Origin of the sequence: Microvirga sp. BSC39 (genome assembly GCF_000739015.1) — a bacterium.
Classification (GTDB): domain Bacteria; phylum Pseudomonadota; class Alphaproteobacteria; order Rhizobiales; family Beijerinckiaceae; genus Microvirga.
On the sequence record NZ_JPUG01000064.1, the window covers coordinates 104,885 to 120,544 of the forward strand.

General features: G+C 66.0%; 15 protein-coding genes. 13 read left to right on the top strand and 2 right to left on the bottom strand.

Annotated features, from left to right (window positions below):
* Positions 1 to 154: 154 nt before the first annotated feature.
* Together MA07_RS14295 and erpA are read right to left on the bottom strand one after the other, a co-directional pair.
* Positions 155 to 2,014, bottom strand: coding sequence for a hypothetical protein (locus MA07_RS14295; RefSeq protein ID WP_036351930.1), 1,860 nt, complete (start codon positions 2,012 to 2,014; stop codon positions 155 to 157).
* A gap of 88 nt (positions 2,015 to 2,102) precedes the next feature.
* Positions 2,103 to 2,429, bottom strand: coding sequence for an iron-sulfur cluster insertion protein ErpA (erpA, locus tag MA07_RS14300; RefSeq protein ID WP_036351932.1), 327 nt, complete (start codon positions 2,427 to 2,429; stop codon positions 2,103 to 2,105).
* Between the two features lie 88 nt (positions 2,430 to 2,517).
* On the opposite strand from erpA, the gene MA07_RS14305 reads away from it, so the two are divergent.
* The 13 genes from MA07_RS14305 to MA07_RS14365 all read left to right on the top strand — a co-directional run bounded on the left by MA07_RS14305 (position 2,518) and on the right by MA07_RS14365 (position 15,646).
* Positions 2,518 to 3,732, top strand: coding sequence for a deoxyguanosinetriphosphate triphosphohydrolase (locus MA07_RS14305; protein ID WP_036351936.1), 1,215 nt, complete (start codon positions 2,518 to 2,520; stop codon positions 3,730 to 3,732).
* A gap of 49 nt (positions 3,733 to 3,781) precedes the next feature.
* Positions 3,782 to 5,542: an arginine--tRNA ligase gene (gene argS / locus MA07_RS14310; protein ID WP_036351938.1), complete on the top strand. Its 1,761-nt coding sequence runs from the start codon at positions 3,782 to 3,784 to the stop codon at positions 5,540 to 5,542.
* Positions 5,543 to 5,649: 107 nt separating this feature from the next.
* Complete coding sequence (locus tag MA07_RS14315) at positions 5,650 to 7,083, top strand: SPOR domain-containing protein (RefSeq protein ID WP_036351940.1); 1,434 nt, start codon at positions 5,650 to 5,652, stop codon at positions 7,081 to 7,083.
* A 185-nt stretch (positions 7,084 to 7,268) separates the two neighbouring features.
* Complete coding sequence (gene nagZ / locus MA07_RS14320) at positions 7,269 to 8,288, top strand: beta-N-acetylhexosaminidase (RefSeq protein WP_036351943.1); 1,020 nt, start codon at positions 7,269 to 7,271, stop codon at positions 8,286 to 8,288.
* 38 nt (positions 8,289 to 8,326) lie between these two features.
* Positions 8,327 to 9,127, top strand: coding sequence for a ScpA family protein (locus MA07_RS14325; protein ID WP_036351946.1), 801 nt, complete (start codon positions 8,327 to 8,329; stop codon positions 9,125 to 9,127).
* Between the two features lie 37 nt (positions 9,128 to 9,164).
* Positions 9,165 to 9,848, top strand: coding sequence for an SMC-Scp complex subunit ScpB (gene scpB, locus MA07_RS14330; RefSeq protein ID WP_052003185.1), 684 nt, complete (start codon positions 9,165 to 9,167; stop codon positions 9,846 to 9,848).
* Entirely contained in the window at positions 9,845 to 10,969 is a 1,125-nt protein-coding gene (locus tag MA07_RS14335; RefSeq protein WP_036351951.1) for an ABC transporter ATP-binding protein, read from the top strand. The genes scpB and MA07_RS14335 overlap by 4 nt, the downstream gene beginning before the upstream one ends.
* A 58-nt stretch (positions 10,970 to 11,027) precedes the next feature.
* The gene (locus MA07_RS14340) at positions 11,028 to 11,273 is read left to right on the top strand and encodes a twin-arginine translocase TatA/TatE family subunit (protein WP_036351954.1); all 246 of its coding nucleotides are present in this window, start codon (positions 11,028 to 11,030) and stop codon (positions 11,271 to 11,273) included.
* Positions 11,274 to 11,346: 73 nt separating this feature from the next.
* Positions 11,347 to 11,919, top strand: a complete 573-nt coding sequence (tatB, locus tag MA07_RS14345; protein ID WP_036351956.1) for a Sec-independent protein translocase protein TatB — start codon at positions 11,347 to 11,349, stop codon at positions 11,917 to 11,919.
* A complete protein-coding gene (gene tatC, locus MA07_RS14350; protein WP_036351959.1) occupies positions 11,916 to 12,719 on the top strand; it encodes a twin-arginine translocase subunit TatC in 804 nt (267 codons plus the stop codon). The genes tatB and tatC overlap by 4 nt, the downstream gene beginning before the upstream one ends.
* Positions 12,720 to 12,818: 99 nt before the next feature.
* A complete protein-coding gene (gene serS / locus MA07_RS14355; protein WP_036351961.1) occupies positions 12,819 to 14,180 on the top strand; it encodes a serine--tRNA ligase in 1,362 nt (453 codons plus the stop codon).
* 3 nt (positions 14,181 to 14,183) lie between these two features.
* The gene (gene surE, locus MA07_RS14360) at positions 14,184 to 14,945 is read left to right on the top strand and encodes a 5'/3'-nucleotidase SurE (protein ID WP_036351964.1); all 762 of its coding nucleotides are present in this window, start codon (positions 14,184 to 14,186) and stop codon (positions 14,943 to 14,945) included.
* Between the two features lie 14 nt (positions 14,946 to 14,959).
* Positions 14,960 to 15,646 carry a methyltransferase domain-containing protein gene (locus MA07_RS14365; RefSeq protein WP_052003170.1) on the top strand — a complete coding sequence of 229 codons (687 nt, stop codon included), beginning with the start codon at positions 14,960 to 14,962 and terminating at the stop codon, positions 15,644 to 15,646.
* Positions 15,647 to 15,660 lie beyond the last annotated feature (14 nt).

Sequence of the window (15,660 nt, forward strand, 5' to 3'; positions counted from 1 at the left end):
TTCCGGGGCCGCGCAGCGGAGCCCGGAATCCATAACCGCTAACGGCGCAGAAAAAAGCGCAGCGGATAGAGCTGCGCTCTTCTTACAGATGTTGAGTTTATGGATCCGCGCCTTCGCGGGGATGACACCGAGGGCTTCTCCCGTCGGCGGAGTGCTACTCCGCCTTCGCGCTGATGTTCAGCTTGTTCAGCACGTCCTTGGGTTCGGACATCACCACCGCTTCGGCAATGCCAAACCCGGACGGATCTTTGGATGTGGCGTTGACCGTGAGCTTGCCCGGCTTGGCGATGAAACGGGCGATGGCCTGGCTCAGAACCTGAGCCTGCTCCGAGTCTCCAATCATGGCGGGCACGACGAAGGCTGCTGCGGCCCCATAGGTGCGCCGAAGAGCCTCCGGCGTCGTCTTCTGCTCTTTGGCGGCCTTGGCCATGTAGCGCTCGAACAGGCCCTTGTTGTCGACCACGATATCGAGCGCCTTGGCCTTCGTCCCCGCCAAAGCCACGGTGGCAACGGCCGTGTCGGCATCGAACAGGTCCTTGCCTGCATTGCCGATCAGACCCTTGATCACGATGGAGCCCATGTCCTGCCCATGCGCGGAGACCTCGCTGAGCGTGATCTCCTTGGCTGCCTCGTTCCAGCTCGCAGCGGCCAGGAGCGAGAGATCGATGTTCTTGTAGCCCAGCGCCACAAGCTCCTTGATGCCTTCGTCGGTGCTCTTCGTCGGCAGGGCCATCGTCAGGTTCTGCAGCCCGATCCGGAGATTTGTCGGGACCGCGTTCACCGGCTTGTCGGCCGTCAGCTCGAAGCCTTTCAGCGCCGCCTGAACCTTGACCTTCTTGCCCTCGTCCTCGGTCGTTCCGTCAATGGAGAAGCCCGACACGTGCAGGGTGCCGAACGTCGGAACGAGGCTGCGCGCCGTCGCGGCATCGAGATCGTCAAAGGACTTGCCCTGAAGGTTCCTGAGGCCATCGAGCGTCTGCCGCATCGAGAAGCCCGTGAGGCTCAACGAATCGAGCTTCACACGGTTGTCCTTGTCGGAAAACTCGAAGCCCTCCCACCGCATGTCCGCCGGCTGGGCATCCGTGCCGCCCGTATAGGCGACGCGGGCAATGCGGGCCTGACCCGCCGAGTCCTTGGCCTTGGAGGCCATCTCGATTCCCGAAGCCTCCATGAAGCCGATCTGGAAGGCATCCATCATGTCGGCGACGGCAGGAAGGAGGCGGGCCTGATCCTCGGATGAGAGATCCGTACGATCCGACATTTCGGTCATCAGGGCGACGGTGCCAGTCCAGGAATCCTTCGTCGGACGCCCAAGAAAGTCGCGGCCGCCGATGCGGGCGATCTTGAAGGTGATGCCTTCCTGGCTGTCCACCAGTTGCACGTTCTCCAGCGAGAACGCTCCGTAGATCTTGGCCATGGGCGTGGAGGGGCCCTCGGCCTTGGCCTCGTAGAGCCGAGCCATGGCCGGCAGGTCGACCTCGTCCATGGTGGTCCGGCCGCCGGTGATCACAGCCTTGCTCTTGGCGCCCGACGACTCCATGGCCATTGTCTCGATCACAGCCGAGGCGATCCGCCCTTGGGAGATGTCGCTGAGAACGGTGTTCCGGTAGGTTGTGGTCTGGGTCTCCTTGCCCAACGTCTGCTTCACGCGAGCCTCGGGGATCGTGACCTGCTTCGCGTTGATCCGCCTGAGGCGATTTTCCATCAGTTCAGAGGAGGCGGACGAGAACAGGGCCTCGATCTCGGCCCGGGGTGTCGTCACGCCGGAGAACTCGATCCGCTTCGTCTCGTAAGTCGTCGTCCCGAAGGTGAAGGTCACGTTCTCGAGGCTGAAGCTGTCGGCCGATTGGGCCAAAGCGGCGCTCCAGAGCGGGACCTTGACGGCCCCGACAGAAATGCGCTGTCCGCCTGTCTCGATCACGAGGCCGCGCAGAACGGCAGGCTCGAACGACAGGGCGGCCGAGCCCGCGAGCAGGGCGAGGGCGGCAACGCCGGCGCGGTAACGAAGTCTCATGGTTTCTCCCAAAGCCGGCGAATCGGACGCCGTCATCCTTTAGCCGAAAGGCGCTCAGGATGGGAGAATAGGCGGTTACGTAACGGTTTTACAACGAGAACGAGGTGCCGCAGCCGCAGGAGGCGGTGGCGTGGGGGTTCTCGATCTTGAAAGACTGGCCGATCAGGTCGTCCACGAAGTCGATCACCGAGCCGTCCATGTACTGGACCGACACCTCGTCCACCACCACGGTGGCGCCGTCCTTCTCGATCACGAGATCGTCGTCCTGCCGGGTGCGGTCCACGTCGAAGGCGTACTGGAAGCCCGAGCAGCCGCCGCCGTTGACGCTGATCCTCAGATGGGAACCGTCCGGCTCGGAGGCCATGATCTCGTTGATGCGGCGGGCCGCGCGCTCTGTCAGGGTGATACCGGTCATGGGCACTTCCAGTCCATCGAAGGACGCAAATCTTGCACTAGATGCTATGACCAAGGTAAGTGCGCCCTGACAAGGCTTCAACCCGGGGATGTGTGTGCGGCCCTTTGGCGAGAGATGGCGAGCCCCCTATGCCTGCGACCCTTATGGGAGCCGTGGGCGGCTCTTCCCTGAGGCGATCTCCCCGACCCGCAGCGACTTCCAGCGCGACCGGGACCGGATCATCCATTCCTCCGCCTTCCGCCGGCTCAAGCACAAGACCCAGGTGTTCGTCTATCACGAGGGCGACCATTTCCGGACCCGGCTGACCCACACCATCGAGGTAAGCCAGATCGCCAGGGCCCTGGCCCGCTCCCTCGGTCTCGATGAGGATCTGGCCGAAGCCCTGGCGCTCTCCCACGACCTCGGCCACACGCCCTTCGGCCATACGGGCGAGGATACGCTGGACGAGTGCATGGCGGGCTTCGGCGGCTTCGACCACAATGCCCAGGCCTTGCGCGTCGTGACCCGCCTGGAGCGCCGTTATGCGGAATATGACGGGCTGAACCTCACCTGGGAGACCCTGGAGGGGCTCGTCAAGCACAACGGCCCGCTCCTCGATGCGGATGGCAAGCCGACCCTGCGCTATGCTGCCCGGGGCGTGCCCCTGGCGATCCTCGAATACAATGCCCAGCAGGACCTGGAGCTCGCCACCCATGCCGGCGGCGAGGCGCAGGCCGCGGCCATTGCCGACGACATCGCCTATGACGCCCACGACATCGACGACGGCCTCAGGGCCGGGCTGTTCAGGATCGAAGACCTGCGCGAGGTGCCGTTCATCGCGGAACTCCTGGCCGAGATCGATGTCCGCTATCCCAACCTCGATCTCTCCCGGCGCATCCACGAACTCACCCGGCGCGTGATCACCCGCTTCGTCGAGGACGTGGTGAGGGAGGGGGAGCAGAGGATCGAGGCTCTGGCGCCAAAAAACGCCGGCGACATCCGGCAGGCGGGGCGCACGATGGTCTGCTTCTCGAAGGCCATGACGGAAGCCGACGCCTCGATCAAGCGCTTCCTCTATGCCCGCATGTACCGCCATCCTGACGTGATGCGGGTCCGGGCCCAGGCCGACGACGTGCTGCGCGATCTCTTTCGCCGCTTCAAGGCCGAGCCGGAACTCATGCCGGAAGAGTGGCAGGCCGACTTGCCGAGAGACGACGAGCCGCGTCTCGCCCGCCGGGTGGCGGATTACATCGCCGGCATGACGGACCGATATGCGATCCTCGAGCACCGGCGCCTGTTTGACGTGACGCCGGACCTGCGTTAGGCGCACCGGATCATTCGGGGCCAAGGGGCCCCTCTAGAGACAGAGTACCATGAACATTTTCGGGCTGTTCGAGAAGCGGGTTGCGGATGCGCTTGGCCGGTTGGCCGAAGGGGCCAAGATTCCCTCGGGGCTGGACGTCAGCCGCGTGGTGGTCGAGCCGCCGCGCGATCCATCCCACGGGGATCTCGCCACGAATGCCGCCATGGTGCTGGCCAAGGAAGCGCGCATGAATCCGCGCGCTCTGGCCGAGTTGCTCGTCACAGACCTTCAGGACGATCCGCGCGTCACCAAGGTCGAGATCGCCGGTCCCGGTTTCATCAACATCCGCCTGAACGCAGCGGTGCTGCACGAGGTGCTGAGGGCTGCCGTCGTCGATGCCAACGGCTTCGGCCGCAGCGATCAGGGGGCGGGCGCTCCCGTGAACGTGGAATATGTCTCGGCCAACCCCACCGGCCCGATGCATGTGGGCCATTGCCGTGGCGCAGTGTTCGGGGATGCGCTCTCCGGGCTTCTCGACTTCGCCGGCTACAAGGTCACCCGCGAATACTACATCAACGATGCCGGTGCGCAGGTCGATGTCCTCGCCCGCTCGGCCTATCTCCGCTACAGGGAGGCCCTGGGCCAGGAAATCGGCGAGATCCCGGAAGGGCTCTATCCGGGCGACTACCTCAAGCCCGTCGGCGAGCTGCTCGCCAAGGAGCATGGCCGGAGCCTGCTCGACAGGCCGGAGGCCGAGTGGCTTCCGCTCGTGCGCGAGGCCTCCATCAACGCCATGATGGACATGATCCGCAGCGATCTCGCGGTGCTCAACATCCACCACGACGTGTTCTTCTCCGAGCGCTCCCTGCAGCTCGGCGCCGAGGATCAGGTGAAGGCACTGATCGAGGGGCTGCGTTCGCGCGACCTCGTCTATATGGGCCGCCTGCCGCCTCCCAAGGGGCAGAAGGACGAGGACTGGGAGGATCGCGAGCAGCTCCTGTTCCGCGCCACCGCGTTCGGCGACGAGGTCGACCGTCCGCTGCTCAAGTCGGACGGCTCCTACACCTATTTCGCCTCCGACATCGCCTATCACCGCTCCAAGTTCGAGCGCGGCTTCGCCTCCATGATCGACGTGTGGGGGGCCGATCACGGCGGCTACGTGAAGCGCATGCAGGCGGCCGTGAAGGCGGTGTCCGACAACCGGGCCGATCTCGACGTGAAGCTCTGCCAGCTCGTGAAGCTGCTGCGCGGCGGCGAGCCGGTGAAGATGTCCAAGCGCTCGGGCGACTTCGTGACCCTGCGCGAGGTGGTCGACGAGGTGGGCCGGGACGCCACCCGCTTCATGATGATCTTCCGCAAGAACGACGCGACCCTGGATTTCGACCTCGCCAAGGTGGTCGAGCAGTCCAAGGACAACCCGGTCTTCTACGTCCAATACGCCCATGCCCGCTGCGCCTCCGTGTTCCGGCAGGCCGGGGAGGCGTACCCGGGCGCGGACTTCTCGGCCGCTCAGCTTGAACGGGCCAATCTGTCGATTCTGAGTGACGAAGCGGAAATGGACATCATCCACCGCATCGCCCAGTTCCCGAGGGTCATCGAGGCGGCGGCGGAAGCACACGAGCCGCACCGGGTCGCGTTTTACCTCTACGATCTCGCCAGCGCCTTCCATAGCTTATGGAATAAGGGCAAAGACTTGCCGCAATTACGCTTTGTTAATCTAACTGATAAAGAGTCAACACAAGCGAGGCTCGCTCTCGTGCATGCCCTGAAGGGTGTGCTCGCATCTGGTCTCGCAATCCTGGGCGTTACGGCACCTGACGAAATGCGATAGTGTTTCCTAAAGCGGATCAAGCGCTTAGGGGTTGCTCGCCTTGGGTCCTGTCACGTCGTGCCGGCGGAGCAACGGGTGCTCCTGTCGCGTAACTGGAGATCCGGCGCATGAGCGAATCACCGAAGCCCCGTTTTGCCATCGACCTCAACGAGATCGAGCGGCAACTCGCCCAGGCGGGCGCCCCGCAGAACCATCAGGCCTCTGCCACGCGGAACGATCCGCTGGCGGAATTGGCCCGTATTGTTGGGCAAGACGATCCTTTTCAACAGATTTTGGCCAATGATGGCTCGTCCCGCCCGCGCCAGCAGAGCGCGTCGGTCGACGACCTTTTCGCCGTCCGCGACACTATGACGCCTGCTGCCCGCGAGGTCCCGGTCCGGGCGCCTCACGCAGGCCAGGCTCATCAGTCCTACGATCAGGACGCCTATCCTCATGCCCGCGCCCCCGAGCCGGCTTATGGCCATCAGCCTGCCCGTCAGGACCAGGGTTATGACCAGCAGGACTCCTACGGCAACGAGGCCTATGCGCAGGATTACTACTCGGATCAGGCCGCCCAGTACCCCGATCAGGGCTACGACGATGCCGACCGCGCCGATTATCCTCCGGTGGAGAAGGCCCGCTCCCGCAAGGGGCCGGTTGCCATCGCGGCCGTGATCGGCGCTCTCGTGCTCGGCGGCGGCGGCGCCTACATGGCGTCGGGTTCCTCCTCCATCACGGGCGGCGAGCCGCCGTTGATCAAGGCTGACAACGAGCCGACCAAGGTGCAGCCGCAGAACCCGGGCGGGGTCGAGATCCCGAACCAGAACAAGCAGATCTACGAGCGTGCCAACCAGAACGGCGCCACCAAGGTGGTGAACCGCGAGGAGCAGCCCGTCGATGTGCAGCAGACCGTGCGCATGAACGGCAACGCCGTGGCGGACGCCACCGGCGGCACCGTCGGCGCGTCGGGCAAGCCGCAGCAGACTGCCAGCCTGAACCTCGGCGAGCCGAAGAAGGTCCGCACGGTCACGATCCGTCCGGATGGAACCATGGCCGGCGAGGCACCGGCTCCCCAGCCTGCCGCTCCTGCTGCCATGACCCTGCCTCCCCAGGCCCAGCACGCTCCGGTTCAGACGGCTTCCGCTCACGTACCGGTCGCGCAGCCCAAGTCGGTTGCGAGCACACCCGTGGCGGCTCCGGCCACCCCGGCTCCGACCCCGAAGCCCACGCCGGCCGCGGCGACACCCTCCAGCACCCCGGCACCGCAACAGGTGGCCTCGGTTCAGCCGGCGGCTCCCGCGGCTGCGGAGACGACCCCGACCGGGGGCTTTGCCGTGCAGCTGGGCGTTGCCACCTCCGAGACGGCGGCCCAGTCCGTCTTCGCTTCGTTCCAGCGCAAGTATTCGGACCTGGAAGGCCAGCCCTCGATGATCCGCAAGGCCGAGGTGAACGGCAATACCGTCTACCGCGTGCGCGTCGGGCCGATGTCGAAGGAGGAGGCATCCTCCCTCTGCTCCAAGCTCCAGGGGCAGGGCGGCCAATGCTTCGTGGCCAAGAACTGACTTAGCTTGTTACTGAACAAGCTTGGCCGATTGCGCATCGTGCGGAAAAGTGGTCCCGGTTTTCCGCATCAACGATGCGCAAAACGAAACATGAGCATCGATTTGATCCCAAAAGTGGTGCCCACTTTTGGGTCCGATGCTCTAGATTTCTTGACCCTGCCGAGCAGGGGACGTAAGGCGCGGGTATGAACACCCGCGCCTTTATTGCTGGATGCTCCGGCTTTGAGCTCACCCCCGACGAGGCTGCTTTCTTCCGGGAAGCGCAGCCTTGGGGCTTCATCCTGTTCCGCCGCAACGTGGACACCCCTGAGCAGGTGAGGGCGCTCTGCGCCTCCTTGAGGGACACGGTCGGACGTGCCGACGCCCCGATCCTCATCGATCAGGAAGGCGGCAGGGTTCAGCGGATGGGACCGCCGCACTGGCCGAAATACCCGGCCGGGCGCACCTATGGACAGCTCCACGCCAACGATCCGCTCGTCCAGCGGGAGATCACCCGCCTCGGTGCGCGGCTGATTGCCTACGATCTGCGGTCCGTCGGGATCACGGTGGATTGCCTGCCCGTCCTCGACGTGCCGTCGCCGGGCTCCCACGACATCATCGGCGACCGGGCCTACGGCAAGACGCCCGCCCAGGTGGCCGTGCTCGGCCGGGCTGCCGCCGAGGGCCTGATGGCCGGCGGCGTCCTGCCGGTGGTCAAGCACATGCCGGGCCACGGCCGGGCCGGGGCCGACAGCCACCTGGCGCTGCCTGTGGTCGAAGCCTCCCGCGAGGAGCTGGAGCGGCACGATTTCGCGCCCTTCCGCATGCTCACCGACATGCCGCTCGCGATGACGGCCCACGTGGTCTACACGGCCCTCGACCCCGACCATCCCGCCACCACCTCCCGCATCGTCATGGAGGAGATCATCCGCGGCCATATCGGGTATGACGGGCTGGTGATGACCGACGACCTGTCCATGCATGCCCTCTCAGGATCCTTCCGGAGCCGCACCGAGGCCGCCTTTGCGGCGGGCTGCGACATGGGCCTCCACTGCAACGGCAGCATGGAGGAGATGAGCGCGGTGGCCGAGGCCGCACCCGTGCTGGCGGGCGATGCCCTGCGTCGCGCTAACGCAGCGTTAGCGCGCATCACCCACGATCCGGAGCCTCTGGATCCTGTGGATGCCCGGGCCCGGCTCGATTCCGCTCTTGCGATGATCGCCTAAAGCCCGTGAAGCTTCGCGGAGTGAGTTGAGTACCATCCATGGCAAAGCCCTTACCTTTTGACGAAGTCGAGCTGAACGAGCGCGCCGAGGGCGAGCCGGCTCTGCTCGTCGATGTGGACGGGTTCGAAGGGCCGCTCGACCTGCTGCTCGAACTCGCCCGCCGCCAGAAGGTGGACCTCCACCGCATCTCGATCCTGGCGCTCGCCGAGCAGTACATCGCCTTCATCGAGGCGGCGCGGCGCATGCGCTTGGAGCTGGCGGCCGACTACCTCGTGATGGCGGCGTGGCTCGCCTACCTCAAGTCCCGCCTCCTGCTGCCCGAGCCGCCGAAAGGCGAGGAGCCGAGCGCCGAGGATCTGGCCTCTGCGCTCGCCCTGCGCCTGCGCCGCCTGGAGGCGATCCGCGAGGCGGCGAAGAGGATGGGCGAGCGTTCCTGGCTCGGCCGCGACGTGTTCGCCCGCGGCGCGCCGGAGCCGGTGATCATCACCCGGGATTCCCATTACGAGGCCAGCCTCTACGACCTGCTCAAGGCCTATGCCCAGCAGCGGCAGATCCAGTTCAACGCCCGGGTGTCCCTGCACAAGCGCAACGTCTGGTCCCTGGTCGACGCCCGCGAGGCCCTGGAGCGCCTGGTCGGACACCTGAGCGACTGGGTGACCCTCGATACTTATCTCGTGGAATACATGGTCGAGCCCGCCATGCGCCCGACCGTTCTGGCCTCCGCCCTCTCTGCCACCCTGGAAATGGTGCGGGAAGGCAAGCTCACGGTCCGCCAGGACGAGGCCTTCGCCCCGGTCTGGGTCAAGCCCGTGGCGGACCAGGCCGAGGCAGGAGTTTAGGATGCTGCCCGACATGCAGGACGAAGTCCCCGAGACCATGGAAGACGAGGCTCCCGAGGCCATCCATGTGCCCGACCACGGCGAAGCCATGCGCATCGCCGAGGCGCTGCTGTTCGCCTCGGCCGCGCCCCTGAGCGCCGAAGAATTGGCCGGCCGCCTGCCGGAAGGCGCCGACGTGGAGAAGATCCTGCAGGATCTGGCCGAGCTTTATGCGCTCCGTGGCGTCAATCTCGTCAAGGTTGCGGGAAAATGGACCTTCCGCACGGCGAGCGACCTGTCCTTCGTGCTCGCCCGCGACGTGGTCGAGCAGCGCAAGCTCTCCCGCGCCGCCATGGAGACCCTGGCGATCATCGCCTACCACCAGCCGGTGACCCGGGCCGAGATCGAGGAGATCCGCGGCGTCGCCACGTCGAAGGGCACCATCGACCTGCTCCTGGAGACGGGCTGGATCCGCCTGCGCGGCCGCCGGAAGGCGCCGGGGCGTCCGGTCACCTACGGCACCACACCGGCCTTCCTGGAGCATTTCGGCCTCGACGCCATCGAGGACCTGCCGGGCCTCGAGGAGCTGAAGGGCGCAGGCTTCATCGAAGGCCGCGTTCCCTCCGACTTCTCGGTGCCGATCCCGTCCGATGCCGATGCCCTGCGCGAGGATGAGGATCCCCTCGACGACGATCTCCTGCAGCCTCTGGACATGCACCAGACCGAGGCAGGCGAGGAATGACCGACAGGCCAGCGGGCTTCGCCCTCGACCGGTTCCGCTTGCCCCGATGGGGCCAGCGCGGCACGGCGGGCGCCTCGATTCCCGCCCAGCTCACCTTCGAGACCATCGTCCAGGCCTATGGCAGCCAGCGCGCCCTCGACGGGGTCTCGCTCACCATCGAGCCGGGCGAGATCGTCTGCCTGCTCGGCCATTCCGGCTGCGGAAAGACGACCCTGCTGCGCATCGCGGCCGGCGTGGAGGCTCCCACCTCCGGCCGGGTGCTCATGGATGGCCTGGAGGCGAGCGGACCGCGTGCCTTCGTGGAGCCGGAGAAGCGCGGCATCGGGTTGATGTTTCAGGATTATGCCCTGTTCCCGCACATGACGATCCTGCAGAACATCATGTTCGGCCTGAAGGATCTCTCGGCGTCCGAGGCCGGCGTCGCGGCCCGCCGGGCACTGTCCCGCGTCGGCCTGGAGCACTACGCCAACGAGTACCCCCACACCCTGTCGGGCGGCGAGCAGCAGCGGGTGGCCCTGGCGCGCTCCATCGCGCCCCGCCCCGGGGTGCTGCTCATGGACGAGCCGTTCTCCAACCTCGACCGGCGCATGCGCGATGCGATCCGCGACGAGACCGTCGCGATCTTGAGAGAAACCGGCGCTACGACCATCGTGGTGACCCACGACCCGGAGGAGGCCATGCGGATCGCCGACCGGATCGTGCTGATGCGAGCCGGCCGGATCATCCAGCAGGGCCAGGCCGAGGCGATCTACCAGAGGCCGGAGAACCTCTTTGCAGCCCGGTTCTTCTGCGACTTCAACGAGCTTGAGGGCACAGTGCGCAATGGCCAGGTGAGCTGCCCGGTCGGCGTTTTCCCGGCGCCGCACTTGGCCGATGGCCCCGCCATCGTCTGCGTGCGCCCGCAAGGGGTGAGGCTGAGGCCGGCGGGCTTCTGCCTGCCGGGGCGGGTGGTCTCGCGCCGGTTCCTCGGGGAGGTCGATCTGGTCCATATCGACGTGCAGGGCGTCGACCGCCCGCTCCAGGCCCGCGTTCACGATCCCGTTGACGTGAAGGAGGGACAGGATGTGGGCATCGATGTCGATACGAAGGATGTCCTTGTTTTCGCCGCGTCCGACGCATAGGTTGGCGGCGAGTTCCTAATCTGAAACGCCGCGCCTCTCGAGGCGCAGGAGGATTGCCATGGGTGGCACGAGTATTTGGCACTGGATCGTCGTGGGTCTGATCGTCGTCCTGCTGTTCGGACGCGGCAAGATCTCCGACATGATGGGCGACGTCGCAAAGGGCATCAAGGCCTTCAAGAAGGGCATGTCCGAGGACGACACCCCGGCAAAGCCGGTGCAGCCGTCCGAGCCCGTCCGGACCATCGATCACCAGAACGGGACGACCACCACGACCACCGTCACGACGGACCACAAGGTCGGCTAAGCTTTCGCCAGCCGCCGCTTCGTGTGGTGTATCAGTACGCGTGAGTATCTAAGGGCAGGTTCGAGGCCACGTCATGTTGGACATGAGCTGGGGTGAGATCATGGTGATCGGCGCCGTTGCGCTGATCGTGATCGGCCCGAAGGATCTGCCGAAGGCTCTGCGGACCGTGGGGCAGATGACCGGCAAGCTCCGCCGCATGGCGTCGGAGTTCCAGGGCCAGTTCAACGAGGCCATGCGGGAAGCCGACCTCGACGAGGTCAAGAAGCAGCTCCAGAGCGTGAACGAGGCCGTTCCGTCGCTCAACACGAGCTTCAACCCGATCCAGACGATCCGGGACGAGCTGAAGACCTCCATCGAGGCGCCTGCCGCAACCCCCGAGAAGGCGCCCGAGCCGGAGAGCACTCCGGAGGCTGCCCAAGAGGCAACCCAGGCGTCTGTTCAGGCACCTTCCGATGCTTCGGTGCAGGCCGTGGTCGAGGGACGGGCGCCGGAGCCTGCCGATCCGCTCGTCGACCTGCCGCTACCGCCGAGTGTCGACCCGGCGACGGAGATTGCCGAGTCCCTGCGGCGGGAAACCGAATACGAGGCGCAGCAGGCTGCTCTTGCTGCACAATTGTCAGAGAAACCGGACGCGAAAGTCGGATGACCACTGCCGTTGAACAGGACGAGGTCGAGTCGTCGCGCGCGCCTCTGATCGAGCATCTCACCGAGCTGCGCTCGCGCCTGATCAAGGCGCTGGTCGCGTTCGTGGCCATGTTCTTCATCTGCTTCGCCGTGGCGAAGTACATCTACAACGCCCTGGTATGGCCCTACGTCCTGGCGGTCGGCTCACCCGAGAAGGCGCATCTCGTCTACACCCACGGCCTCGAATACCTGTTCACCCAGATCCAGGTGGCGGCCTTCGGGGCAGGCTTCCTGGCTTTCCCGGTCATCGCCATGCAGGTGTACAAGTTCGTGGCGCCGGGCCTCTACAAGAACGAGCGCCGGGCCTTCGTGCCCTATCTGGTCGCGACCCCCGTTCTCTTCGCCATCGGGGCGGCCTGCGTCTATTTCATCGCCATGCCGCTCCTCATGCGCTTCTCCGTGGGCATGCAGCAGCTGGCGACAGAGAGCGGCCCCACCATCGAGTTCCTGCCGAAGGTCAGCGAGTACCTGTCGCTGATCATGACCCTGATCTTCGCCTTCGGAATCTGCTTCCAGCTGCCGGTGATCCTGACCCTGCTCGCCCGGGCCGGGATCATCGATTCGCAATTCCTGAAGGACAAGCGGCGCTACGCCATCGTCATCGTCTTCGTCATTGCGGCTGTTCTCACCCCGCCTGACGTGATCAGCCAGTTCGCCCTTGCGATCCCCACCCTGCTTCTTTACGAGGCGTCCATCTTCTCCGTCATCATGGTCGAGAAGAAGCGTGCGGAAGCCGAGGCCGCGCGCGCGGCAGAGGAGTAGGGCCAGCGGGTCCTCCCACCGGCCGCCATCCTCGGCGCACGTTGAAGGGGCGGTCTTGTCATCGGGGCGAGGCTGCCTGATGAAGCAGGTCCTCATCCCATGCACGACATCCGTTCCATCCGCGAGAATCCCGCGGCTTTCGACCGAGGCCTCCGGAACCGGGGCATGGAGCCCTTGTCCTCGCGCCTGATCACCCTCGACGACCAGCGCAAGAGCGCCATCTCGGCCCTCCAGGCCGCCACCGAGCGCCGCAACGCCATGTCCAAGGAGATCGGCCAGGCCAAGGCGAAGAAGGACGAAGCGCGCGCCCAGGAACTGATGGCCGAGGTCGCCCGCATCAAGGAGACGATGCCGGAATTGGAGGAAGCCGAGCGGGTGGCCGAGAAGGCCCTGTTCGAGGCCCTGGCCGCCATTCCGAACATTCCCAAGCCTGACGTTCCGGTCGGCGCCGACGAGCATGGAAACGTGGAGCGTCACCGCTCCGGCAACCCAAGGAACCTAGCCGCCGCCAAGCAGCATTTCGAGATCGGCGAGGCCCTTGGCCTGATGGATTTCGAGACGGCGGCGAAACTCTCCGGTTCGCGCTTCGTCGTACTCAAAGCCGGCTTGGCGCGCCTGGAGCGGGCGCTCGGCCAGTTCATGATCGACCTTCACACCACCGAGCACGGCTACACCGAAGTGAACCCGCCGCTGCTGGTGCGCGACGAGGCCATGTTCGGCACCGCGCAGCTGCCGAAGTTCGAGGACGATCAGTTCTGGGCCTTCCCGGGCAATTCGCTCGAGCAGGTCGTCGCCGCTGCCCTCGAGGGTCAGCCGCAGGACGCGGTCGCCAAGATGATCAAGGATACCCGCTACGGCATGATCCCGACCGCCGAGGTGACGCTCACCAATCTGGTGCGCGAGCAGATCCTCTCCGAAGAGGAGCTGCCGCTGCGCTTTACCGCGCTCACCCCGAGCTTCCGCGCCGAGGCGGGATCGGCCGGTCGCGACACGCGCGGCATGATCCGCCAGCACCAGTTCGTGAAGTGCGAACTCGTGTCGATCACCACGCCGGAGACCTCCGCTGACGAGCACGAGCGCATGCTCACCAGCGCCGAGAACGTGCTGAAGAAACTGGAGCTGCCGTTCCGCACCATGACGCTCTGCACGGGCGACATGGGCTTCTCCTCGACCAAGACCTACGACATCGAGGTCTGGCTGCCGGGGCAGGGGGCCTACCGCGAGATTTCGAGCTGCTCGGTGTGCTCCGACTTTCAAGCGCGGCGCATGAACGCCCGCTATCGCGCCGCTGGCGAGAAGCAGCCGCGCTTCGTGCACACCCTCAACGGCTCAGGGCTGGCGGTCGGCCGCACGCTGGTGGCGGTGCTGGAGAACTACCAGAACGAGGACGGCAGCGTCACGATCCCCTCAGTTCTGCAGCCCTATATGGGCGGTCTCACCCGCATCGAGCGTCAGGGCTAGAGCATGCGTATTCTCTGCACCAACGACGACGGCATTCACGCTCCGGGGCTCAAGACCCTGGAGGCCATTGCTCGCGAACTGTCGGACGATGTCTGGGTCGTCGCGCCCGAGACGGATCAGAGCGGCGTCGCCCACTCGCTCTCCCTCAACGATCCCCTGCGCCTGCGCGAGATCTCCAGCCGGCACTTCGCCGTCAGGGGCACGCCGACGGATTGCGTGATCATGGGCGTGCGCCACCTCATGCGGGACGCCAAGCCCGACCTCGTGCTCTCCGGCGTCAATCGCGGGCAGAACGTGGCCGAGGACGTGACCTATTCCGGCACGGTTGCGGGCGCCATCGAGGGCACGATCCTCGGCGTTCCGTCCATCGCGCTCTCCCAAGCCTACGGACCAACGACGCGCGATGCGCCGCGCTGGAAATGCGCCGAGCATCACGGCCCCAGGGTGGTGCGCAGAATTCTTGAGGCCGGCATCGACAAGGGCATCCTCGTCAACGTGAACTTCCCGGATTGCGAGCCGGAGGAAGTCGAGGGCACGTCTCTCGTCAACCAGGGCCAGCGCACGCAGGAGCTTCTGCGCCTCGACGAGCGGCGGGACGGGCGCGGCAACCCCTACTTCTGGATCGCCTTCGAGCGGCGTCCCTTCACGCCCGGCAACGGCACGGATCTCTGGGCCATCGCCAACCGTCGCATCGCCGTCACGCCGCTGCGCATCGACATGACCGACGAGCCGACCCTGACCCGCTACGCGCAGGCCTTCGGCTGAGGAAGCGGGGCGCCATGAACCAGGATCTGCCATACTGGCCCGAGGCGGACGATGCCCGCGGGGAGCAGGCGGCAATCGGGGCGGCGTCCTTCATCCTGTCCCTACGGGCCAAGGGCATCCGCGACACGGCTCTCCTGCGGGCCATGGAGCTCGTGCCACGCGAGGTCTTCGCCCCGCGCCGCTTCACCGATCTCGCCCGCACCGACGTCGCCCTCCCGCTGCCCTGCGGCCAGACCATGACCGGCCCCGCGACGGTGGCCGCCATGCTGCTGGCGCTGGGCGTGCAGCCCGGCCAGCGGGTGCTGGAGGTCGGCACGGGCAGCGGCTATGTGACGGCGCTCCTGGCGCGTTTGGGGGCGGAGGTGACCTCTGTCGAACGCTTCAACACCCTTGCCGCGGCGGCGGCGCAGCATCTCAAGATCGTCGAGGCCGGCAAGGTCCGTCTTGAGGTGGGCGACGGGCTTGCCGCACGGGTGCGGGACAGGTTCGACCGCATTCTGCTGAACGGCGCGCGTCCCGAGCTTCCCGAGGCGCTGATGTCGCTTTTAGGGGCCGGAGGTCGCCTCGTGGGCGCGCTGACCGTTGAGGGCATGCCCCGCCTCGTGAAGGTCGAGCGCGGCATCGACGGAGAACTGACGCAGAGCCTTGGCGCGTCCTTGCGAATTTCCCCTCTCGTCACCGGCATTGCGGCGACTCTCTAGCGCATCGTGCGGAA